Origin of the sequence: Ureibacillus massiliensis 4400831 = CIP 108448 = CCUG 49529, assembly GCF_000772965.1 — a bacterium.
Classification (GTDB): Bacteria; Bacillota; Bacilli; order Bacillales_A; family Planococcaceae; genus Ureibacillus; species Ureibacillus massiliensis.
This window is the reverse complement of the sequence record NZ_JPVQ01000022.1, coordinates 1-22,122: the sequence shown is the minus strand read 5'-3', so window position 1 is coordinate 22,122 and position 22,122 is coordinate 1. Positions and strand designations below refer to the sequence as shown.

At 36.1% G+C, this 22,122-nt stretch carries 19 protein-coding genes; 1 reads left to right on the top strand and 18 read right to left on the bottom strand.

The genetic code is table 11. From position 1 onward, the window contains the following. Positions 1-418: 418 nt before the first annotated feature. The 18 genes from CD30_RS20145 to CD30_RS11960 form a co-directional block, all read right to left on the bottom strand. Entirely contained in the window at positions 419-610 is a 192-nt protein-coding gene (locus CD30_RS20145) for a hypothetical protein (RefSeq protein WP_141096058.1), read from the bottom strand. A 443-nt stretch (positions 611-1,053) separates the two neighbouring features. Then, complete coding sequence (locus tag CD30_RS12040; protein ID WP_036177245.1) at positions 1,054-1,371, bottom strand: STAS domain-containing protein; 318 nt, start codon at positions 1,369-1,371, stop codon at positions 1,054-1,056. A gap of 1 nt (position 1,372) precedes the next feature. Beyond that, positions 1,373-3,472 (bottom strand): flagellar assembly protein A, encoded by a 2,100-nt coding sequence (locus tag CD30_RS12035; protein ID WP_036177243.1) that lies wholly within the window; start codon positions 3,470-3,472, stop codon positions 1,373-1,375. Positions 3,473-3,488: 16 nt separating this feature from the next. Beyond that, positions 3,489-4,316, bottom strand: coding sequence for a PP2C family protein-serine/threonine phosphatase (locus CD30_RS12030; RefSeq protein WP_036177241.1), 828 nt, complete (start codon positions 4,314-4,316; stop codon positions 3,489-3,491). Further along, on the bottom strand, positions 4,309-4,635 hold the full coding sequence (locus tag CD30_RS12025; RefSeq protein ID WP_036177240.1) for an STAS domain-containing protein: 327 nt from the start codon (positions 4,633-4,635) through the stop codon (positions 4,309-4,311). The genes CD30_RS12030 and CD30_RS12025 overlap by 8 nt, the downstream gene beginning before the upstream one ends. 11 nt (positions 4,636-4,646) lie before the next feature. Next, positions 4,647-6,251 carry a methyl-accepting chemotaxis protein gene (locus CD30_RS12020; RefSeq protein ID WP_036177239.1) on the bottom strand — a complete coding sequence of 535 codons (1,605 nt, stop codon included), beginning with the start codon at positions 6,249-6,251 and terminating at the stop codon, positions 4,647-4,649. A 7-nt stretch (positions 6,252-6,258) separates the two neighbouring features. Then, a complete protein-coding gene (locus tag CD30_RS12015) occupies positions 6,259-7,704 on the bottom strand; it encodes a class I adenylate-forming enzyme family protein (RefSeq protein ID WP_036177238.1) in 1,446 nt (481 codons plus the stop codon). After that, positions 7,701-7,940 carry an acyl carrier protein gene (locus CD30_RS12010; RefSeq protein ID WP_036177237.1) on the bottom strand — a complete coding sequence of 80 codons (240 nt, stop codon included), beginning with the start codon at positions 7,938-7,940 and terminating at the stop codon, positions 7,701-7,703. Before CD30_RS12010 ends, CD30_RS12015 begins: the two co-directional genes overlap by 4 nt. Then, on the bottom strand, positions 7,930-9,009 hold the full coding sequence (locus CD30_RS12005; RefSeq protein ID WP_036177235.1) for a serine aminopeptidase domain-containing protein: 1,080 nt from the start codon (positions 9,007-9,009) through the stop codon (positions 7,930-7,932). Before CD30_RS12005 ends, CD30_RS12010 begins: the two co-directional genes overlap by 11 nt. Before the next feature lie 63 nt (positions 9,010-9,072). Continuing rightward, on the bottom strand, positions 9,073-10,527 hold the full coding sequence (locus CD30_RS12000) for a class I adenylate-forming enzyme family protein (RefSeq protein ID WP_036177233.1): 1,455 nt from the start codon (positions 10,525-10,527) through the stop codon (positions 9,073-9,075). Beyond that, positions 10,511-10,762, bottom strand: coding sequence for an acyl carrier protein (locus CD30_RS11995; RefSeq protein WP_036177231.1), 252 nt, complete (start codon positions 10,760-10,762; stop codon positions 10,511-10,513). The genes CD30_RS12000 and CD30_RS11995 overlap by 17 nt, the downstream gene beginning before the upstream one ends. Positions 10,763-10,871: 109 nt before the next feature. Further along, on the bottom strand, positions 10,872-11,795 hold the full coding sequence (locus tag CD30_RS19550; RefSeq protein WP_052126179.1) for an ATP-binding protein: 924 nt from the start codon (positions 11,793-11,795) through the stop codon (positions 10,872-10,874). A gap of 18 nt (positions 11,796-11,813) precedes the next feature. Continuing rightward, a complete protein-coding gene (locus CD30_RS11985; protein WP_036177230.1) occupies positions 11,814-12,536 on the bottom strand; it encodes an SDR family oxidoreductase in 723 nt (240 codons plus the stop codon). Further along, positions 12,526-13,350, bottom strand: a complete 825-nt coding sequence (locus tag CD30_RS11980; protein WP_036177229.1) for a 6-carboxytetrahydropterin synthase — start codon at positions 13,348-13,350, stop codon at positions 12,526-12,528. The genes CD30_RS11985 and CD30_RS11980 overlap by 11 nt, the downstream gene beginning before the upstream one ends. Positions 13,351-13,365: 15 nt before the next feature. Next, entirely contained in the window at positions 13,366-13,971 is a 606-nt protein-coding gene (gene folE / locus CD30_RS11975; RefSeq protein ID WP_052126178.1) for a GTP cyclohydrolase I FolE, read from the bottom strand. A 63-nt stretch (positions 13,972-14,034) separates the two neighbouring features. Next, a complete protein-coding gene (locus tag CD30_RS11970) occupies positions 14,035-14,430 on the bottom strand; it encodes a hypothetical protein (RefSeq protein WP_036177228.1) in 396 nt (131 codons plus the stop codon). A 684-nt stretch (positions 14,431-15,114) separates the two neighbouring features. After that, positions 15,115-18,495 carry an efflux RND transporter permease subunit gene (locus tag CD30_RS11965; protein WP_268871088.1) on the bottom strand — a complete coding sequence of 1,127 codons (3,381 nt, stop codon included), beginning with the start codon at positions 18,493-18,495 and terminating at the stop codon, positions 15,115-15,117. Positions 18,496-18,498: 3 nt separating this feature from the next. After that, positions 18,499-19,734: an efflux RND transporter periplasmic adaptor subunit gene (locus tag CD30_RS11960; RefSeq protein ID WP_036177227.1), complete on the bottom strand. Its 1,236-nt coding sequence runs from the start codon at positions 19,732-19,734 to the stop codon at positions 18,499-18,501. A gap of 648 nt (positions 19,735-20,382) precedes the next feature. On the opposite strand from CD30_RS11960, the gene CD30_RS20140 reads away from it, so the two are divergent. After that, positions 20,383-20,601, top strand: coding sequence for a hypothetical protein (locus CD30_RS20140; protein ID WP_141096057.1), 219 nt, complete (start codon positions 20,383-20,385; stop codon positions 20,599-20,601). The last annotated feature ends 1,521 nt before the right edge of the window (positions 20,602-22,122 follow it).

The following is a 22,122-nucleotide window of genomic DNA, read 5'->3' as shown; positions in this document are numbered from 1 at the left end:
ACATGGCGTTAGTTCTAATAGGTTAGTTATGCGATTAAGATATGGCGCCTTCTAATCAAGTGGCGATGCTTTGTGATCCAATTATTTTGCTATGTGATCCTATCATGATGCTATCCGCTCGAAAGATTGTTATGTGATCAAAACATGAAGCCTTCCGATCAAGTCGCGATGCTTTGTGATCCAATTAATTTGTTATGTGATCCTATGGTGATGCTATCCGCTCGAAAGATTGTTATGTGATCAAAGCATGTAGCCTTCCGATCAAGTCGGGATGCTTTGTGATCCAATTATTTTGTTATGTGATCCTATGGTGATGCTATCCGCTCGAAAGAATGATGTGTGATCAAGACATGGCGTCTTCCGCTCAAGTCGGGATGCTTTGTGATCCAATTATTAGTTATGTGATCCTATGGTGATGCTATCCGCTCGAAAGATAACTATCTGGTGTTAGTTTTGTCCATTCATCCGCAGCTTTTGTCCGCTCAGCTCTACTTTTTGTCCATCCACGATTTACTTTTGTCCATTCACAAACCGCTTTTGTCCAGTACCTCAAGTTTCGTCCATTCAACCGCGGCTTTTGTCCGCTCAGCTCTACTTTTTGTCCATCCACGATTTACTTTTGTCCATTCACAAACCGCTTTTGTCCAGTACCTCAAGTTTTGTCCATTCAACCGCGGCTTTTGTCCGCTCAGCTCTACTTTTTGTCCATCCACGATTTACTTTTGTCCATTCACAAACCGCTTTTGTCCAGTACCTCAAGTTTTGTCCATTCAACCGCGGCTTTTGTCCGCTCAGCTCTACTTTTTGCCCGTCCAGAACCTTCTTTTGTCCACTCGCAAATCTCCAGCTTTATTCATCCGCAAACCTCCAGCACTCCAAACTTTATTCGCAAGCAAACCCACCAGCACCGCAAATTTCCGCCTACATCCAACTCTTGTCCAATCCCTCGATTTCTACGGCACACCAACTATCCCAAACCCACGCAAAAAAAGAGAAGTCAAAATTTCAACTTCTCCGAAAATATATCCCCATATGCACATGATTGTTTAAATGTTAAACGTTTACTACATCTTTGCCTAATATTTCTTCTAATTGGAGTAATTCAAAAACGACTTTGACATCTTCATTAATATTTGTGATTGTCGGCTTTTTTTCTGAATCTTTTAATACAGATATTAAAGTAATTAATAACCCAATCCCAGAAGAATCTACGAAGTCGATATTTTTAAAATTTAGCTCCACTAATTCTGAAGTATGAGTTATTTCATTCATTAATTCGCCTTCAATGACTTCTGTTGCTTCAATGTCTAAATCTCCATCGAAATGAATAACGGTCTTTTCATGTTCATCTTGTACATTAAACCGGAACATGTTATTCCTCCTTTGATATAACTAAGTTGCCATACTGATCTAATCTTGCATCAATGTTCTTTGCTGGATTATATAAAATTTGAGACTGACCGCCAACTTGGATAATTGTGTTGGGTGAAGCACTTTTAATCTTGATATAACCATCTTTCGATACATTGATTTTTACATAAGAACTTGCTCGGAAGCCAACTTCGTTAATGATGACACTATTTTCAGCATAAATGTCCCCACCACGAACAAAACCGTTTATTTTTATATTTTTTCGTGCATACAATTTCGAGCTATAGACGCCCTGGCCCGTAATCAGTATATCTCCACTTGAATATAAATCACTACTTTGAACAAAATTCGCTCTTATAAAAGTAGATTCCGCCTCATTTTCATCCATCACTGGTAAGTACAAGGATTCCGCTTGACTTACAATACGTTCTAAATCTTCTTCATTTTTTAACGAAGATTGATGAAAAGCAATAAATTCTTTATTGATTAATTCTGCAAAATCAATCCAATCACTTTCCAAGATTGAGGAATACTCTCTTGTTCTATTTACGATTGAATTTATCAATGGTGGCATATCTTTAAATTTACTATTAAAAAGAATTTTCACAAGTGGACCAAGACCTGTGACATTTAGAGATTGGACTTTAAATGCCGACGCTTGTGACAATTGTTTCATTGCGACAATCAAATTTTTCAAACCTTTAGAAAAGCGTAATAGTTCTTTCGATAATTCTAGCTTTTGTAAAATTCCATTCCCAGAAGTTAAGCTGCTGGCGATAATATTATTTTCTACAATAATAGATTTACCGGATAAGACTTTCGCTCGAATAACGTTACTACCAACTTTAATATTTCCCTTTGCTTCCACTGTCATATTATCTTGGATGGATGCTTTAACTTCTACCGCACCTAGATAATGAACATTGCCAGTTTCTATTGTGACATCATGCTGAATGACTAGTTTAGGAACTACGGAAACAGTTGCTAACTGTCCAACTATTTTCACTTCGGGATAACCAGTTTCTGTTGAAACGACTTTAGAATTATCTACAAGAATGACACCAGTACCTGCTTTTAATATAATTGGATATACAGCTTCTGGTTCGATTACTGTTCCCGTAACATCCATGCCGGACTTCCCTTCGATTGGCGGCATGGCTTCACCAATAATTTGACCAAAATGTACTGAAGGAAATTCTCGCGTTTCTCTAAAATCAACAGACCCATCTACACGCTCTTTTAATTGCTTCTTTACTTCAATATCATTAAAAAGCTGGAAGGTACCATTCTTTCCTTGAGTTGCTGGTGTACCCTTTGCAATGATATAATCCCCATCTTCTTCTGTGGCACAGGCTTTATTAATCTCCGTGTAATCGATGCCATGCACTACTCTTAATTCTTTCAATTTATTTAAAACTTCACTTAGTTGAATTGTAAGAGGAGTAATGGCTTTAACTGTTTCGATTTTTAGATAATCACTAGGCTCTAAATCGATTGGTGTATAGCTTATTTTTTTACCGACTTTAATCTGTAAACGAACTTCTAATTTATCTTTACTTATCGAAAGCTCCCAAGACGGTAATATTTCTTCAGAAGGAGCTTCAATTTTGAAAACATCTGTTTCAGTAATAATTTCTGTTGATTGAATTAACATACCGTTTTTAAATATACGTACATCTTTAGATGGTTCGATTAATGGATATTTATTTCCCGCATCTTTGCAATAAATCTTTCCATCAATGATCCAAGCTTTCCCTCGAAGATTTTCAATTTCAAAGGGATCAAGATTGAAATTTACATCCGTATTCTGCGATTCGTTCTCTATTGATGATAGGAATTCTTCAATCGATTGGGACGCGGAATCAATATCATTATCCGTTACAAGGTGACTGGACTCGTTCAGTTCATCTTCTATTAACATGACTTCATCTTTTACTTTGACCCGAACGACAGCTGGCTTAGATTTTAACCCTAAAAAACTTTTTTCCTCATGTTTTAATATCTCTATTTCCACCTCAGAAATATCCTTACCTAATAACGATAAAGCCAAATCAACAGCCTCTTTTGCATTTTTACCCTTCGATGTAATTAATTCACCCATATCCATCCTCCTCTCATTACACTAGCGGGGCATTATAACTGGATATCTCTGAGCTTTCCTTCCCAATTTTTAAAAGAACCATCGTTATATCATCCCGTTGTGGTAATCCTTCAGTAAAAACTTTTATATCCTCAATCACCGTTTCTTCAATCGTCTTTATATTCTTAGACACGACTGATCTCAATACATCTTTCAAACGATCCACTTTATACATTTCATTCGCTTTATTAACTGCTTCCACAATTCCATCTGTATATAAGAAAACTAGATCACCTTCAGCTAAAGTTACTTTTTCTTCTTTATATACTTGATTAGGTAATCCACCAAGCATGATTCCTCGAACAGAAGGTATATCAAATTGAGTCGTATCTTTTCTTATAACCTCTGGTAATGAATGACCGGCACTAGCATAAGAAAAAGTCCACGTTGTCGAATCCCAATCAGCACAAAATACAGTTACAAATGAATTAAGTATTCTCAAATCTCGATAAAGTGCATTATTCATTGCCGTTAAAGTTTCACCTGGACCCTTTGTTGACTCTGCTGCTGTCCGAAATGCGCCACGTGTCAGTATCATCAGCATGGCAGCAGGAATTCCTTTCCCCATTACATCACCAATTACAATTCGAATCTTCCCATTAGGAAGGGGGTAAAAATCAAAATAGTCCCCCCCTATTAACCTAGCAGGTATTGAGATACCTAAAACTTCACTATTCTCTAGTTTTGGCCTCTCACCATTTAATAATTTCGTTTGGATATTTTTCGCCAAATTTATTTCTCGTTCTAGTGTTTTAATCTGCGGATCAAGCAATTGATGATCTTGAACTAATCCTCTTTTAAACATGATGATCATTCCCATCTAGAAGAGATTTTTTTATATCGAACACGCCAATCGTTTCAAACAGATCAATGGTATCCTTAGACATCCCACTGAAGTTAACCTTTGCATTTAAACTAGCTGCACGATGAAGAATTGATAATATCGCACCAATTCCAGTTGAATCGATAAATTCTAGATGAGTAAAATCAACTTCTATTTCCCTAACAGATTCACTTATATTTTGGTAGAAATCAAAATGATCAACAGTTGAGAAATCCAATATCCCTTTTAATTGAAAAACTTGCTTAAACTCTTCTGTAAAACTTTCTACTGTTAAAAGCATGCTGGACACTCCTATTTAAGTTTAAACTTATACATATTTTTGAAGAGTACATTTGAGATTTCAGACAGCTCCATTGATTGTTCCTGTAATGATTTGATTAAATCTGAAAGAGTAATAGTAATCTCCGTCGCTGATTGTGAACGATCATTTGTAAGAGCTCGAACTTTCTCTATTCGATTTAATAGAGACTCGACATCTTCTGTTTTTGACACTGATTGTAAGGTTTTTTCTACCATATCTAAGAAATCCATAATTTCAAATGCATCATCTCGAGCTTTAGATGTTAGGTCAATTGAAATTTCATAAACCTTTTCAACAGTTTCATTTGCTTCATTATTTAACTGAGAAGACAACGTTTGCACCTTTGAAGCTTGCTTCGTTGTATCCTTTAAAACATCCTTTAGTGTAACCGTCATTCGATTGGCACTAGCAGATAAGTCTCCTAATTCACCGTTATCCTTGATCTCACTTTGAGAAGTAAAGTCTCCTGACTCAAGTGTTTTAATTTGAGAAATAATGACCTGGATGTTTTTATAGATTTTCCCAAAGAATCTTGTTGATAAAATAAATAACGCTAATAATGAAATAAAACTAAATCCTAGAAGTATTAATGACATATTTTTTAATGGTGCGCTCATATGATCATAATCTAATCCTACATAAATGACTTTTCCATCATCTGTCGGAATAAACATTTTGTAATAAGTCTTCTCACCTTGCTTTTCGATATAAGAAACTCTTTCAGGCTTTTCAAGAAAACTAGATACTGTTGCTCTATCTTTTTCAGTCTCAGAATCGAATGCACCATACTCAATTTTTTTCCAAAGTTCAGTTGTAATATCTAATAATGATGGATCAGCGTAAACTTCCGGTGTTAAAACCGCTACTTCTTCTACATAATCATTTGATTCTAATACGGTCTTAATCCATGCACTTGGTCCAACATCTTGTGTAAAATGATATACCTCATTTGCCTCAAAGAATGGATTGATAATGTAATTTTTATCTGGAGCAACATAATATCCATATTTAAAAAATGTTGGGGTATCGTTGTGTGATCCCGATGGTGCAATAGGTAAAACAACCGTCGTTTCATCTACATATGTCTCATAAGTAACGTCAATTTCCTCACCCTTTAGTAGCTTATATACGGTTTGATACCCATGGGATTCTTCACCAAGAAACTTCTTAAAACTAAATCCTATATCACTTCGTGCAGTTGATTTGACACCAACAATATCTCCTTCTGCCTGTTCTTCGAATAGGGAAATTCCCGCAATATTAAATTCTTTGCTTAGAGCTACTAACTCTTCATTCGTTATCTCAGTTATAGGTCTATCTCCTAATCGATCACTAATATGCTGGGCGATTAGTTTAAGCTTTAAGTCTAGTTGAAGTTCAATTGCTTTTGATGCCTCATGTGTTTCTATCAAACCTTGCTCAATACTTTGAGCTACTTTATATGCTTCAACAGTTACATCAGAATTTACCTTTTTACTTAAATATAAATACTGAATAAAACCAGAAGAACTTAATATAATTAAAAGCACGATAAGCATTCTGCTGACAAACTGCCTATTTAAAGTACTTTTTCTTGTTTTTTTTATTTTTTTCATATTATTGTTATCCTCTACTTAATTGGGATTTCAGTTTCATCTTATCTACTTTTCCATTTATTAAAGGGAATTCATCAATAAAAATCATCTTATCCGGTATTTTATAGGAAGAAAAATTTCCCGCGCAATAAGAGCGGATATCTTTTGATGTGATGCCATCAGCAATGATAAATGCAACAATTTGTTCGCCAAAAACTTCATGCGGAGAACCAACTACAGCAACACCTTTTACACCGTCTATTTGACTGAGAATTTGTTCCACTTCACTTGTTATTACTTGAACGCCACCTTTTTTAATGACATCCTTCTTCCTACCTACAATCTTGAATGTGTGTTGATCAATAAATTCAACTAAGTCACCCATTTTAAACCAACCGTCTTCTAACACTTCTGCTGTTAAAATTGGATTTTGATAGTATTCTGTAAATAATCCACCTGACTTCACAAACAATTCCCCGTCTACTGTTTTACAATCTACTTCCTTTGGCATTGTAAATAGTAATTCTTCGGCATCCTTATTCATATAAGCATTTGCTAGAGAACCAGATTCCGAGCTACCGTAATGTGATAAAAACGTACAACTTTCCATTAATGGAAAATAACTTTTAAAATTAGCAGGTACTTTCTCACCAATCACACATACTAATTCTAAATTTTTTACAACCTCTTCATCTAATCGACTAGCAAAGTTATATAAAGATTTAAAGATTGATGGAGTTGTAGTAATCTTATTGCACTTTGCTTTTTTCATTGTGTGAATCATCTTAACTAAATCAAAGTCATCAGCTGTAACCAATGTTGCGCCTACCTTTAACATTGCATTCATCGATGAAACACCATAGAGCGTACTCGGTGCTGTGTAAACAAAAACAGTATCAGAAGGTTCTAATTTCATGGCATCCAACAGTCTGTCATAGCCATATTGTAGGACCTCATCTTTAAAAACGACACCCTTTGGAGTACCAGTACTACCTGAAGTAAAAGTAATAAATCCTCCTAATTGAGACTGTAATGGTTTACAGCTTCCATGAAAGATCTCCACTTCCCAATTTGTGCAATCATCTGATGTGAAGATTAATGCTTCTCGATTCATACCACTTGCCCAATTTGTTACAACTTCTGAGAAAGCAAATCCTGAATGATCATTTACAGAAAATACAACATGTGGATCTAGGAAATCCAAAACATTTAACAAGTCCCCTTTTCTTAGTTGCAAACTCAAAGGAGAAACGGTACCTTTCAGTTTATTCACCGCAAAAAATAATGGTAGAAATTCAGAAATAGTTGGAACTAAAAGGGCGACTCTTTTTCCCTCTAAGTTAAAAGGACTTAACATCATCTCATATTTAAATACAGCATCTTGCAATTCACCTGCTGTAAAACATTTTTCTAAAGTAACTAATGATTCTTTTTTTCTATCTAAGCCTGCTAAGATATTCTCGTATAGACTCACATAGATGCCCCCTCCAACACAATTTCGTATAAACCACCAACCGTACCAATTTTATCGGCATTTTCTATAAATAAACGAAAAGGAATTTCATAATGATCTGCTATACTTGTTGCAAGATTGACCATTTGTAGTGAATCCACATCTAATTCGTCTCTAAGATTCATAGAATTTGAAACTGGTACAGGTTCTCTTTCCAATAGATTGAATAAAGTCTCACAAAAATCGTTAAATTTCATGGATGTTTCTCCCCTTAAACCATTCAGCTGTTCTGTGACGAATTTCCCCTAATTTATAGTTACAGCAATGCGCCTCTTCTTCATAAGTAATGAATCGTTTTTCTGGGGAGAATTGATTAAATAGCTCCTTCAATTCATCTTCAATAACTAATAAATCCTTTCCACCGTGAAATACCACGATGTCGTCAATTTCCTCTGCATGTTGAAATAATGGTAATGAGCCTTTATCAAAATCAACTAACATATTGTTCATACGCTCTCTAAAGTAATCAGGAAGTCGAACGTTATTTTTAAACTTTGGTGGTGGACTAACAACTGCCGTTTTCGATACGAGCGAATTTCGGCTACCTTCCATTGCCCATGCACCACCAGAGCTTGTACCAAATAAATTGATCGATAGATTTGGGAACTGCGCCGATGCAAAATGGACTACCCCATTCATGAACTGCTCCCATGTCTCAATATCTGCCTTATGTCCATGGATTAGTAATGTTTCCCCTTGACCTGTTCCATCAAAACTAATAACTACAAATCCCTCTTCAGCAAAATCCTGTTCATACAAATAGAATTCTTCTTTTGTTGAATCGGTTGGCATCACAAGAATGACAACCCCTTCAACTTCTCTATTCGGAATTCGAATACGTCCACCATAATTTTTTTCATTAATCGTCAATGTATGATGGATGATTTCATCCTCCGACGCAAGATCTGCAAATCGAAACGCTTCTAAGCAGCGTTCATACCATTCAGCTCTCTTACCAGCTGGCTCAGGAAACACCCATTGAACGAGATTATAATAAATACCCGCTTTACGATAATTTTGTTCTGCTTGAAGCTTGTCCCCTGCTTCTTCAAATTTTTCCGCTAGTTTTGAATACTCTTCTGCTTTATCTGATAACGTTTTTGTCCAGCCATCTACATTGATCATTTTAGTTTTATTTTCTTTAATGAATGCTTCATCGATTCCATGGACAATCCAACGATCCCAAAATCCGTTATCCATAACACTTGTAAAAATTGTTTTCTCAATAATGACATCCGTCGACATTTTCCCAAGAGACTTTTCCATTTTTTCACCATCATCTTTCTCTTCTTCTCAAACACTTCTTAAAAGAAATCATCTATTACACGATTATGTTAATTGCTGTTCTGCAAAATGTGTTCTTAGCTTTAACTTATCTACTTTCCCTTGATTTAAGGGCAGTTCCTCTAAAAATATGATTTTGTCAGGAACTTTATAGGATGAGATTTTCCCTAAGCAATATGTACGAATATCTGCAGCAGTTAAATTTTCAGAAACGACAAATGCAACGATTTGTTCTCCAAAGACCTCGTGTGGTGCGCCGATTACAGCAACACTTTGAACTTCTTCCATTCGGTGTAAAATCTGTTCTACTTCAGCAGAAACGACCTGTTGACCACTTTTTTTAATAATGTCCTTTTTCCTACCGATGATTTTAAAGACTTGATCATCTAAAAATTCAACTAAGTCTCCCATCTTATACCAACCGTCTTCGAAAACTTCATTTGTTAATGTAGGGTTTCCGAAGTATTCAGTAAACATCGCTCCTGTTTTCACATATAGCTCACCTTCAACTGACTTTGCCTCGGCTTCATTAATCAATGTATACTCCAAATCTTTAGAATCCTTCTTAAGATATACATTCCCAACAGCGCCTGTCTCTGAGCTACCATAGTGAGAAACAAATATACATTGTTCTAATAGAGGGAATGGATTTACGTAATTGTCTGGTATCTTCTCGCCTACAAGACAAACGACTTCTAAATTGGTTAATACTTTCGGGTTAAGCTTGCTTGCGAAATTGTATAATGCTTTAAATATGGAAGGCGTCGTAATAAACTTATTACACTGAGTGTCTTCCATCCTTTGGATAATTTTTACTAAATCAAACTCATTTGCCACAAGTAAATTTGCATTCGCCATTAATACTGAACTCATGGAAATAATCCCCAAAACGGTGCTTGTGGATGCATAGACAAAAACATTATCTTTATTATCCAGTTTCATTACTTTCGATAACTGTTCGTAGGAATAGTCCATGATTTCTTCTTTATAAATTAATCCTTTAGGTGTTCCTGTACTACCAGAAGTAAATGTGATAAACCGACCTGGGATTGTTTCTAGCTTTTTAGTTGCTCCTTGGAAATTTGTGAGATGCCAATCGCTACAATTTTCCGATGTAAAGATTAACGTCTCATTTCCTTTCTCACTCGCCCAACCTTGAATCACTTCTGAGAATGAAAAACCATTATGTTCGTTTACCGTAAAAATAATATGGGGGTTAAGAAAATCGATCACATTATTCAAATCTTCTTTTCTAAATTGCCAGCTTAGAGGAGCGACTGTTCCTTTCAGTTTATTTATTGCAAAGAAAAGAGGTAGAAATTGCTGTATTGCTGGTACTAAAATTGCAATTCTTTTTCCCACTACGTTATAGGGACGTAGTAATTCCTCATACTTTGAAACAGCATCTCGCAATTCACCAGCTGTGAATCGACTATCAAAAGTAGTTAAAGAAATTGTATTTTCTTCTATATCAGCTAGCACTTTATTGTATAACTTCATATGTTGCACCTTCTTTAACAATCTCGAATAGTCCACCAACTGTGCCAATCTTGTCTGCTTTCTCAATAAATAAACTAAAAGGGATAAGATAATGATCTGCCAAGCTTGTTGCGAGATTAACCATTTGAAGTGAATCTACATCTAGGTCATCTCGAAGCACTGTATTTTCCGAAACTATGATGGGTTCTCTTTCCAGTAGATCGAACATCGTCGTACAAAAATCATTAAAATTCATTGAACTATTCCTCCTTTTAACAATATCCTTCGCATGTAAAATCAAAATATCATTTCCACTATCACTATAGTGTTTTCTATTTAAAAATCATTTATAAAACTCTCTTTATTTACTCTTCTTCTTCTAAAATAAGCACGATTGTTGAACCAGTTGACGAAGTTTTCAAAAGAACTCGAGATGATAGTTTTAGCATTAATGTGAACCCTTGTCCTAAGGATTTCTTCGTTGAATATCCAGACATCAGTACTGTATAAGGTAATATTTTTAAAGGAAAACCCGAACCCCGGTCCTCAATTAAAAAATGAATAGATTTTTCGTTCTTTGTAATTTTCAGACGACCACCGTTAGCATGTTTGATCATATTGGTAATCGCTTCAGATATTAATAACACGTAGCTAGCAATTTTACTCGAAGGTACCTCTATTTCCTGTAGCTTAGTTTTCGCTTTATTTCTTACTAAAGGAATGTCTTCCTTTGTTTCAACAGGTTCATCTAGTAGAAGCTCATCGTTCCTGTATTGCTCAAGCTCCTCATCTTTTACCATTAAAAATTTCCTACTACTTGCAGCATGAAGGACATCTCGATATATTTCCCATTCCTTATCATCTTCGCTAATGTCCTGTATAAGCGGATTCTTTTTGTTAAAGTAGATGTTGTCATAAGATTTCACTAACTCATACACTTCTAATAAATGTTTGTGATAGTTGGAATCTAATTGCATCATTTTAATGTTGAAATAAACGTCCTCATCCTTTTCAATCCAAGTAACGAGGGAATTAGCGAGAAAAAAAAGATACTCTTCTTGATTCTCCTGATCTAATTCGGTAAAGTCTTTACTTAAAACATCCACCATTAATTGTCCGTCATCGCAATGTTCTACTCCAATGAGCTGTCCTAATTTATTCGCAATCCATCCAACAACTGAAATTCTTTGATGCTCTTCTAAAGAATGAATCGTTTTAGGAATTATAGGGATTTCTTGAACTTCTTGTTTTTCGTTACCTCCAAAAAATCGACTGAGTAGCGGATTCATTGTTATCCACTCCCTAAACTAAAGTATCCCTAAAGGTGGTGTAATGGTTACTTCTTCAACGACCACTCCTTCTGGTTGGCATAAGATTGAAACGATATGTTTTGCAACAACATCCTGTGGAATCATCTTTGATTTATCTGGGTGATTTTCAATGTGATCCCAAAAAGAAGTACTTGTTGAACCAGGAAGAACAGAAGTTACATATACTCCTTGTTTTCTTAGTTCTAACTGCATCACCTTGGACAATCCTAGTAGGCCAAATTTTGAAGAAGAATATCCTGCATTCCCCTCAAGCACCGTCTCCCCAGCAATTGAGTTAATATTAATAATTTGTCCTCGTTTGTTTTTCACCATATGTTTCGCAAAATATTTTGAAGTTAAAAATGTTCCTCTTAAATTGACAGAAATCATTCGATCGAATTCTTCTGTTGAAAGCTCTAAAAATGAATTGAAAGTACCATATCCAGAACAATTAACGAGTGCATCGATTTCACCGAATTCTGATATTCCAAGTTCAACAAAATTTCTTACAGAGTCTTCATTTGTTACATCTAAAAATTGATGTACCACTTTATTTGATTGGTTAGCGGACACCTCGATAAGAGCATCTAAAGTTCTTGCCCCTAATAGTAAGTTGGCACCTAGTGATGAAAGAAGTTTGGCTGTTTCTTTACCAATTCCTTTCGAAGCACCTGCTATTGCGATATTTTTTCCTTTAAGGATGTCTGTATTAAATGCCATAATCGTCCTCACCTAAATATTCAAAGTAATTTTTTTCAGTCTCCCATAGCCCGATTTTATGCAAATTTGGGATATGTGGTTTGAGTAAGTTATAAAACACCATTGCCACTACTTCCGATGTTGGATTTAATTCTTTAAATTCTTCTGTATCCAGATTTAAATTCATGTGATCAAATTTATCCATTATTTCACGTTCAACGATTTCATCTAAATCTGCTAAGTTAATAATCATTCCCGTTTCTTTAGAAGGTTCGCCTTTTACTTGAACATCCACATAATAATTGTGACCATGGCCGTTTGGATTGTTGCATTTTCCGAATAGCTTTACGTTTTCCTCATCAGAAAGGTGGATGCTATGTAATCTATGAGCAGCAGAGAAATGGTATTGTCTCGTTAAATAAGTCATTTCATTAATCTTCCTTTCGGCATGTAAATAATGGTTTTCGTGTAGGCGCAGTTGATAGAGTTCACAGCCCTCCATTTTATCCTTTAAAGAATTCCAAATGTAATTTACTAAATTCTCTGTTGTAGGCAAGTTTCGGATAAAATACGGGTGTTCTCTATCTAAAAATTTCCCATCAAGTTCTTCTGCTAAAAAAGTATTTACGATATGTTTAATGTCTGTTGTATTAACCACAATTCCTGATTCCATGTTCAATTTTCCACGCACCATTACCTCAAGCTTGTAGTCATGTCCATGACCATTAGGGTTATTACATTTTCCAAATACTTGTCTATTCAGTTCTTTACTCCAACTCGGGATGTTGTATGTATGAGTGGCAGAGAAATCTACCCTTCTTGATAAATAAAGCATTGGATATTCCTCCTATTAATCTCTAGAAATTGATCTTTCAAACTCTTCACATAGAGAAACATCAGATGCAAATAAACCTTTTTTAATTGTCGTAACCGTTTTTGTTCCTGGTTTTTTTACGCCTCTTGCACACATACAAAGATGTTCTGCTTCAAGAGTGACGATAACACCTTTTGGCTGTAGTACATTTTCAATTGCATTCGCAATTTGAGTTGTCATACGCTCTTGTACTTGTGGACGCTGTGAAGTTAATTCTACTAATCTTGCAAATTTAGATAAGCCGACAACACGACCATTTGGAATGTATCCGATATGCGCTTTACCAAAGAACGGTATTATGTGATGCTCACAGAACGTGTAGAATGTAATATCTTTTACAGTTACAATGCCTTCATAGTCTTCTGCAAAGGTAGTTGTTAATGCGATTTCTGGATCAATACCTACTCCTTGAAATACTTCTCGATACATTTTCGCAACACGTTTCGGCGTATCTAATAACCCTTCACGATGGATATCTTCTCCTAACTCATTTAAAATCGTACGCATTGCATCTTCAATTATTTGATTGTCCACCGATTTCTTTTCTGCGAAAGGTTCTGTTAATTCTTTAGTGTTAATCATGTCTATCATTCTCCTGTAAATGCTATTTTGTCTGTAGATATATTACGTGACATTGGGGCAACCTTATTTCAAATCATCCAAAATCACTGCAAACTTCTCAAATTGTCGATCTACTTTAACCATTTCTTTTATGATCTCTCGCAATTCAAAATAGTGATTCTTTAATTCACGATCCACTGCAATATCGACTTTCTTTTCATAACAATGAACTAATTTATTAAATAGTTTTGACTTTTCAATTTCATAATTTTGCTTTAATTCTCGTTTTCTTAACTTTTCTAAATCAATAGCTTGTTCTTGAATAACAGCATATAAGAATTCTACTTGTTCTTCAGATGTCATTTTCTTTTCTTCAGTTATTTTTAGAATTTCTCCTTTGATCTTATGTTTTGAAAAGTGGTAAGGTATATTTTGTCTTGTTTTTACTGACATTCCATCATATGTAGTTTTTCGAGTCATTTTTTATCCCCCTTTCGATATTTTCGAGTATCCGCTCATACCCCAAAACATAAATTTATCATTATCATACAATAACGAATTTACGAACAATTTATGTACTAAAGCATACATAGATAGATTTCTAATATTATTTCGTAAATTCAACTATTCAGATAAATCAAATTACTAAATTATAGCTAATAAACCATAATTAAATAATTAATTACATTAGGTATAAAGTCCTTATAACTAGATTTTTACAAGAAGAAAAAAGTACCTATTACTTCTTTATAATATTATTTTTTTACTTTTTTGTCTATATTGTTTCAGTTTATAAAGCACTGGCGAAATTTAGTAATTTCTAATTACCACCTGTTTGAATCTTAATTAATATTCTTCTAGATATCTGAGCGGAATCTGTTGGAAGTGATAAAAATATGACTTTACTAATCTATGAAGTTACTAATGGAAGTGATTTAATTATATTTTCAAAAAATAGCAAATGATATCACCTACTGCTCTCATCTTCTACTCCGTTATTCCTAATTAAATAGGACTACGATTAGGAAGGAGTTCCTATTAACGAAAACACTTCTTTACGAATTACATCAAAGAGAGAAGAATAAATCGTTTACCACAAAATAAAAAAACAAGCACCAGACGCATCTACCCACGTCTGGTGCTTGTAATTTGTATTAATTTTAATCATTCTTTGGACTTATTACGGCCAAATAGTCCTTTTCGTTTGTTCACTTTTTTATCAGTAAGTTTTGAGGATACTTCAGCATTTTCTACAGTTTCTGATTCTGTTTGTTCTGGTATTTCTGGAACAACTGGAATTTCAGTTGTATCACTTGTAACACCGACTTTATCTTTAAGTTCATCAGTGTTTAGCGCAGGAATACCTTCTGATGAACGATCTTTAGTATCTACTGTCTCTTCAACACTGTTATCACCGTTTTTACGTTTACCGAAGCCGAATTTTTTCTTTTTCTTCTTCGCTTTTTTCTCTTTAGGACCGAACCAGCCTTTTACTTTCACTGCCATATTATCGATAATGACATACATAACTGGAACAAATACTAAAGTAAATAATGTAGAAGCAGATAAACCGAATACAACAACGACTGCCATTGGTTGTTGAGATTCCGCACCTTCTCCTAATGCCATTGCTAATGGAATCATCGCAAGAACAGTTGTTAATGTCGTCATAAAGATTGGACGAACACGACTTTTACCCGCTTCGATAATGGCTTCCATACGTTCCATGCCTTTATTTCGTAAAATATTAATATACTCAACTAGTAAGATACCGTTGTTTACTACAATCCCTGCTAGTAATATTATACCGATGAAACCTGGCATACTTAATGGGATACCTACTATAAATAGACCCACAATTACACCGATAATCATTGTCGGCATCGAGAACATGATAATGAATGGATATACAAAGGACTCAAACTGCACTGCCATGACCATATATACTAGGAAGATACCTAGTAATAGTGCCAATGCTAGTTGACCGAAGGATTCCATCATTTGTTCCGTTTCCCCACCCATACTAATTTCATAGCCATCAGGTAAGGTTAAATCCTCAACTGCTAATTGAATATCCGTTGCGACACTTCCTAAATCACGACCATAAACATCACTCGTTACATTAACTGTACGAACTTGGTCAACACGTGTGATTTGAGAAGGACCCTGTACTTGTACAAATTCCGCTACAAGGGACAATGGAATATCCATACCTTGATTATTACGAATGTTCATTGTTTCTAAATCGCGAACAGTTTCCGTTTCTTCTTTTGGTAATGCAACCGTTACATCGTATTCAGAACCGCCTTCTTTATAGTAAGTCGCCACTTGACCGTTAAAGGACAAATTAATTTCATTCATGATTTGCTGATAAGAAAGACCAAATGCACTTGCAACTTCACGATTTACTACAACTTGTACTTCCGGATTCCCTTCTGACATTGAACTTTCTACATTTAATGTACCATCAATATCTTCAAGCATCCAAACTACTTGTTGTGCTAAATCACCTAACACATCTTGATCATCACCAGAAATTTGTAATTGAATTGGCGACCCTGTACTCATACCCGAACTTTGATCAGCTACTGTAATCTCTGCTCCAGGAATATCTCCCACAAGATCTGTAACCTGTGCAATAAATTCTTTAGTCGTAATATCACGTTCACTAGAACTTACTAACTCAAGCATATAAGATGCGGTATTGGTTGTACCGGCACTTACACCATTTGAACTACCGCCAATACTTACATAACTTACACGAATAATGTCTTCAAATTGTGCAAGACGTTCATTGATTTCATTCACAACTTCTTCTGTTTCTTCTAATTGTGAGCCACTTTGAATTTCTGCAGTAATACCGATTTGCCCTGCATCACTTTCTGGCATAAACTCAACACCCACAGAGCCTAGTAGAGCAAAGCTTCCTACAAAACATGCCATTACAATTAAAATTACTGTTTTTCTGAACTTCAAAGCCCATTTCAATACTTTTCCATAAACCTTTTTAAACGCTTCTAGTAGTTTATTAACAATACCTTTTGGCTTCTCTCCATCCATGGCAATCATCACATTACCAAGTAATTTCGAAGATAACATCGGAATCAATGTAATCGCTGCTAACAACGCCGCCGTTAATGAGAACACTACCGCTAAAGCCAATGGACGGAAAATCTGTGCTGCAATCCCTTCAACAAAGACGATTGGAATAAACACAACGGCTGTCGTCAATGTGGAAGCAACAACGGCACCAACTAACTCGCCGCCACCTTCTATAGCAGCTTCCCTAAGCGGCATACCTTCCTGCCGTTTGAGGAATATATTCTCCAAAATAACGATGGAGCTATCCACCATCATCCCAATACCAAGGGCAAGACCACCCATGGAAATAACGTTCAATGTTTCACCAGTAAAGTACATTAACGAGAACGTCGTAATAATGGCAATTGGCATAGAAATCCCAATAACCAATGTCGCACGAATACTACGTAAAAATAGTAATAAAATTAACGCTGCTAAACCGCCACCGATAACCATGTTACTAATAACAGAATCAATGGAATCCGTAATATATGTCGACGTATCCATTACTGTATTAATTTTCAAACCACGATCTGCAAACTTTTCGTTTAATTCATCTATAGCTTTTTGAACTTCTGTAGATACTTCAACTGAGTTTGCATCAGATTGCTTCATAATTGAGAACAATAAAGTATCTTCCCCATTAACACGAGAAACGGATGTTTGTTCTTTAAATGTATCCACAACCTCCGCAACATCTCGTACACGAATCGTTTCACCACTATTTAATGTTAACTGCGTATTGCGGATATCTTCAATGGAAGTATATTCCCCTACAATCCGTAGCTGAACATCCTTACCACCTTGTTCAACTGTCCCAGCTGATATAGAACGGTTTTCTCCAGCCAACGCATTCATTACCTGGGAGCCAGTTAAGCCAAAATTCATTAGCTTCGCCTGGTCAAGGTTCACGCGGATTTCGCGTTCCACCCCACCGGAAATAGATGCAGAAGCAACACCACCTGCACGCTCTAAAGCAGGTTGTACTTCGTTTTCTGCAATCTCTTGTAATTCACTTAACTCTGCACCCGATAACGATGCATAGACGACCGCAGTTGCATTTGGGTCAAGTCGCATAACCATTGGATCATTGGCATTCTCTGGCAACGTCCCAGAAATTTGATCCACTTTTTCACGCACATCGGTCATAGCACTTTCAATGTCTCGACCAAAGTCAAACATCATAATGACTAAAGAAGATGATTGTTGAGAAACCGATTGAATCGTATCCATACCTTCGATTGTACCTACTGCATCCTCAATCGGTTTGGAAATTAACTCCTCTACCTCCTGAGGGGCACCTCCTGGATAACTAGTTGCTACAACCGCTATCGGTAAATCCATTTTAGGGAATAAATCTACTTTTAAACCTGTTAAAGATATAAATCCAATTACCAGGGCGACAACGACAAACATAATGACGCCGACTGGACGCTGTATAGAGGTTTTAACTAAATTTTTCAAGGTTTAGTCCTCCTCCATGACTTTCACTAAATCTCCATCATTTAGGAGGTTTTGTCCTGATATAACGACTAAGTCATTTTCTTTTAATTCACCAGTAACTGCTGTTAGTTCGGTATTGAAGCGGATAACTTCCACTTCTTTTTGTACCGCTTTATTATCTTGAACGATAAAGACAACGGATTTACCTTCTTTTTGAATAATTGCTTCCGTTGGTACCATTAATTTATCTTGTTCAAGAACTTCTTCCATAACAATAGAAGCTACCATACCCGGTTTAATTACTTTGTCTGAATTGTCAATTTGAACTTCCATTGTAAATAAACCTGAGCCTGAGCTAATACTTGAGATATATGAAACAGTACCTTCAAATGTACCCTCTAGGCCAATCACTTGTACTTCGATTTCATCGCCAACTGCAAAGGAATTTAAATGACCCTGTAAAAGATTCACATTTAGCGAAACAGTATTCATAGAAACAACTGTTGCTAATGGACTTTGACCTGATGCCATTTCTCCTACTTCTGCATCTACAGAAGTAACTTCACCTGAAATCGTCGCTTTCACCACTTTGTCATCTAAACGTTGCTTAGCTGATTCAAGAGAAAGCTGGGCTTGTTCTAACGAAGTTTCAACTGTTTGGATACCAATTGTATTTTCTGCTTGTACTTTACTTAAATTTACCTGGTCTAATTGGATACGGGCATTTTTTTCTTGTAATTTATAACCCTCTAATTCCTTTTCTGAAATAAGACCAGCATCAAAAAGCTTCTGATTGCGATCTAAATCAGCCTTTGCAGTATCATAAGCTGATTGTGCTTGTTCAAGCTGCAACTCAATATTTTCCAATGCATCCGATTGACTTTTCTGTGCATCTTCCAATGAAAGCTGGGCTTGTTTCACACTAATTTCCGCTTGTTTCACGGCATTTAACTCATTCGTATTATCTAATTGAGCAATTACCTGACCTACTTTTACGACATCACCTTTTTTAACATAAATAGCTGTGATTTCGCCTGCAGTACTTGGTAAGATTGATACTTCATTTTCTGCTTCAATTTGTCCTGTTAACAATTGGTCATCCGTTAAAGCACCGAATGTTACAGCAGCTGTTTCAACAGGGATTTCGCGAACTACTTCTTCTGTCGTGTCTTCTGAATCTGCATTATTATTACAACCACTCAGCAGCAGTGCTGTACTTAAAAACAGCGCTCCACCGAAACGATATTTGTTCACCTTCATAATTAAACGTTATCCTCCTAAAATTGTAATCTCAAAATCTAGTATCATTCAAAAAATGAATGGAAATTGCTTATTAAAATGACTATGTCTTTTTATGATGGGGTCTGTAGCTTTAATGGAAGAAATGCAATAGCCTTATTTAAAAATAAAGCTATACATGGAAACTTCCATAAAAATGTTCGCGTAAAGACCTAATCAATAAGTTTTTGTGTGTGATTTAGTTTTGCGACATATGCATCTTATGTAGGCAAATTTCAATTATGTAATGTTTGGACTGCTTTCATCAGATATTGCTGGCATCGTACTGTTTGTCTAAACAATCTTAAAAATTTTTTCAGTTAAGTAAATTAGACTGCTAGTACAAAACGTATACAAGCACTACCCAATTCTTGTGAAAAATGAACAAAATTTGAAAATGTAAGCGCTAAATTACAGGTTTTATTTACCTTTTGAACTATCGGTTCAAATCATTGTTCATTATCACAAATCAGTTTACCATGCTTTTTTAAAAAAAGCATCAAATCACTCTACTAAAATAAAAAAATTTCAAATAGATAGATAAATTCGCTTAAATCCTGTAACACGGGCAGTTGTCGTTGATTTTCGGAGTGGATTTGTGAGCAGCTAATTTGATAGGGATTGGAACTATTGGATAAAGGTCGGATCTGTTGGTTATGTGATCCAATCAATCAGATAAGCGCTCTAATCATCGGGCTATGTGATCCAATCAATCAGATAAGCGCTCTAATCATCGGGCTATGTGATCCAATCGACCAGATAAGCGCTCCAATCCTCGGACTATGTGATCCAATCGAATTAGTATCCGCTCCAAATAATTTAATCCGCCCGAAACGAGGGAGCATGTGATCCAATCGGATTGGTATCCGCTCCAAATAATTTTATCCACCCGAAACGAGGGTGCATGTGATCCAATCAACCAGATATGTGCTCTAATCCTCGGGCTATGTGATCCAATCGGATTGGTATCCGCTCCAAATAATTTTATCCGCCCGAAACGAGGGTGCATGTGATCCAATCAACCAGATATGTGCTCTAATCCTCGGGCTATGTGATCCAATCGGATTGGTATCCGCTCCAAATAATTTTATCCGCCCGAAACGAGGGTGCATGTGATCCAATCAACCAGATATGTGCTCTAATCCTCGGGCTATGTGATCCAATCGGATTGGTATCCGCTCCAAATAATTTTATCCGCCCGAAACGAGGGTGCATGTGATCCAATCAACCAGATATGTGCTCCAATCCTCGGACTATGTGCTCAAATCGGATTGGTATCCGCTCCAAATAATTTTATCCTCCCGAAACGAGGGTGCATGTGATCCAATCAACCAGATATGTGCTCTAATCCTCGGACTATGTGATCCAATCGGATTAGTATCCGCTCCAAATTATTTAATCCGCCCGAAACGGAGGAGCATGTGATCCAATCAATCAGGTAAGCGCTCCAATCCTCGGACTATGTGATCCAATCGGATTAGTATCCGCTCCAAATAATTTTATCCACCCGAAACGAGGGAGCTTGTGATCCAATCGACCAGATAAGCGCTCCAGTCCTCGGGCTATGTGATCCAATCGAATTGGTATCCGCTCCAAATAATTTTATCCGCCCGAAACGAGGGAGCTTGTGATCCAATCAACCAGATATGTGCTCCAATCCTCTGACTATGTGATCCAATCGGATTGGTATCCGCTCCAAATTATTTAATCCACCCGAAACGAGGGTGCATGTGATCCAATCGGATTGGTATCCGCTCTAATCCTCGGGCTATGTGATCCAATCAACGATTTATCCGCCCGAATAAATTTTATTTGCATACAACAACGCGCACGTGATCCAATAATCGGACTATGTGCTCAAATCAACTACCTATCCGCCCGAAAAAAAATGACAGACTAATCACCACTTTGTTCATTCATATTAATCTACGATTGACCATACTAAAACGATTCATTTTAATTGCTATTATTTTTAAAAAGAAAAAATAGGATTGAGATCCGAAATCCTGTTGCCTACTTCTAAGTTAAAAGAAATTATGAGTATCGAATTCTTTTCACAAGATATTAACTAGTAACATAACAAATAATGTTGAATCTTTAATTAACCGAGCAACTTTTTTCTCATTCCGACTGTTATTTTGTCTACTCACTTCAGTTTTGTCCATTCGCGAGCGGTTTTTGTCCATTCACTTGATCGTTTTGTCCACTCAGCACCAACTTTTGTCCGTTCATCGCTTCGTTTTGTCTACCCACTTCAGTTTTGTCCATTCGCGTGCGGTTTTTGTCCATTCACTTGATCGTTTTGTCCACTCAGCACCATCTTTCTTTTTAGCCCCCTTAAATATTTAGACACGAAAATAGTTTTTCTTT

Excerpts from the sequence above, each read along its gene's own strand:
- CD30_RS12040 (WP_036177245.1), bottom strand. The coding sequence starts at position 1,371 with ATGTTCCGGTTTAATGTACAAGATGAACATGAAAAGACCGTTATTCAT.
- CD30_RS12035 (WP_036177243.1), bottom strand. The coding sequence starts at position 3,472 with ATGGGTGAATTAATTACATCGAAGGGTAAAAATGCAAAAGAGGCTGTT.
- CD30_RS12030 (WP_036177241.1), bottom strand. The coding sequence starts at position 4,316 with ATGTTTAAAAGAGGATTAGTTCAAGATCATCAATTGCTTGATCCGCAG.
- CD30_RS12025 (WP_036177240.1), bottom strand. The coding sequence starts at position 4,635 with ATGCTTTTAACAGTAGAAAGTTTTACAGAAGAGTTTAAGCAAGTTTTT.
- CD30_RS12020 (WP_036177239.1), bottom strand. The coding sequence starts at position 6,251 with ATGAAAAAAATAAAAAAAACAAGAAAAAGTACTTTAAATAGGCAGTTT.
- CD30_RS12010 (WP_036177237.1), bottom strand. The coding sequence starts at position 7,940 with ATGAAATTTAACGATTTTTGTGAGACTTTATTCAATCTATTGGAAAGA.
- CD30_RS12005 (WP_036177235.1), bottom strand. The coding sequence starts at position 9,009 with ATGGAAAAGTCTCTTGGGAAAATGTCGACGGATGTCATTATTGAGAAA.
- CD30_RS12000 (WP_036177233.1), bottom strand. The coding sequence starts at position 10,527 with ATGAAGTTATACAATAAAGTGCTAGCTGATATAGAAGAAAATACAATT.
- CD30_RS11995 (WP_036177231.1), bottom strand. The coding sequence starts at position 10,762 with ATGAATTTTAATGATTTTTGTACGACGATGTTCGATCTACTGGAAAGA.
- CD30_RS19550 (WP_052126179.1), bottom strand. The coding sequence starts at position 11,795 with ATGAATCCGCTACTCAGTCGATTTTTTGGAGGTAACGAAAAACAAGAA.
- CD30_RS11985 (WP_036177230.1), bottom strand. The coding sequence starts at position 12,536 with ATGGCATTTAATACAGACATCCTTAAAGGAAAAAATATCGCAATAGCA.
- CD30_RS11980 (WP_036177229.1), bottom strand. The coding sequence starts at position 13,350 with ATGCTTTATTTATCAAGAAGGGTAGATTTCTCTGCCACTCATACATAC.
- folE (WP_052126178.1), bottom strand. The coding sequence starts at position 13,971 with ATGATTAACACTAAAGAATTAACAGAACCTTTCGCAGAAAAGAAATCG.
- CD30_RS11970 (WP_036177228.1), bottom strand. The coding sequence starts at position 14,430 with ATGACTCGAAAAACTACATATGATGGAATGTCAGTAAAAACAAGACAA.
- CD30_RS11960 (WP_036177227.1), bottom strand. The coding sequence starts at position 19,734 with ATGAAGGTGAACAAATATCGTTTCGGTGGAGCGCTGTTTTTAAGTACA.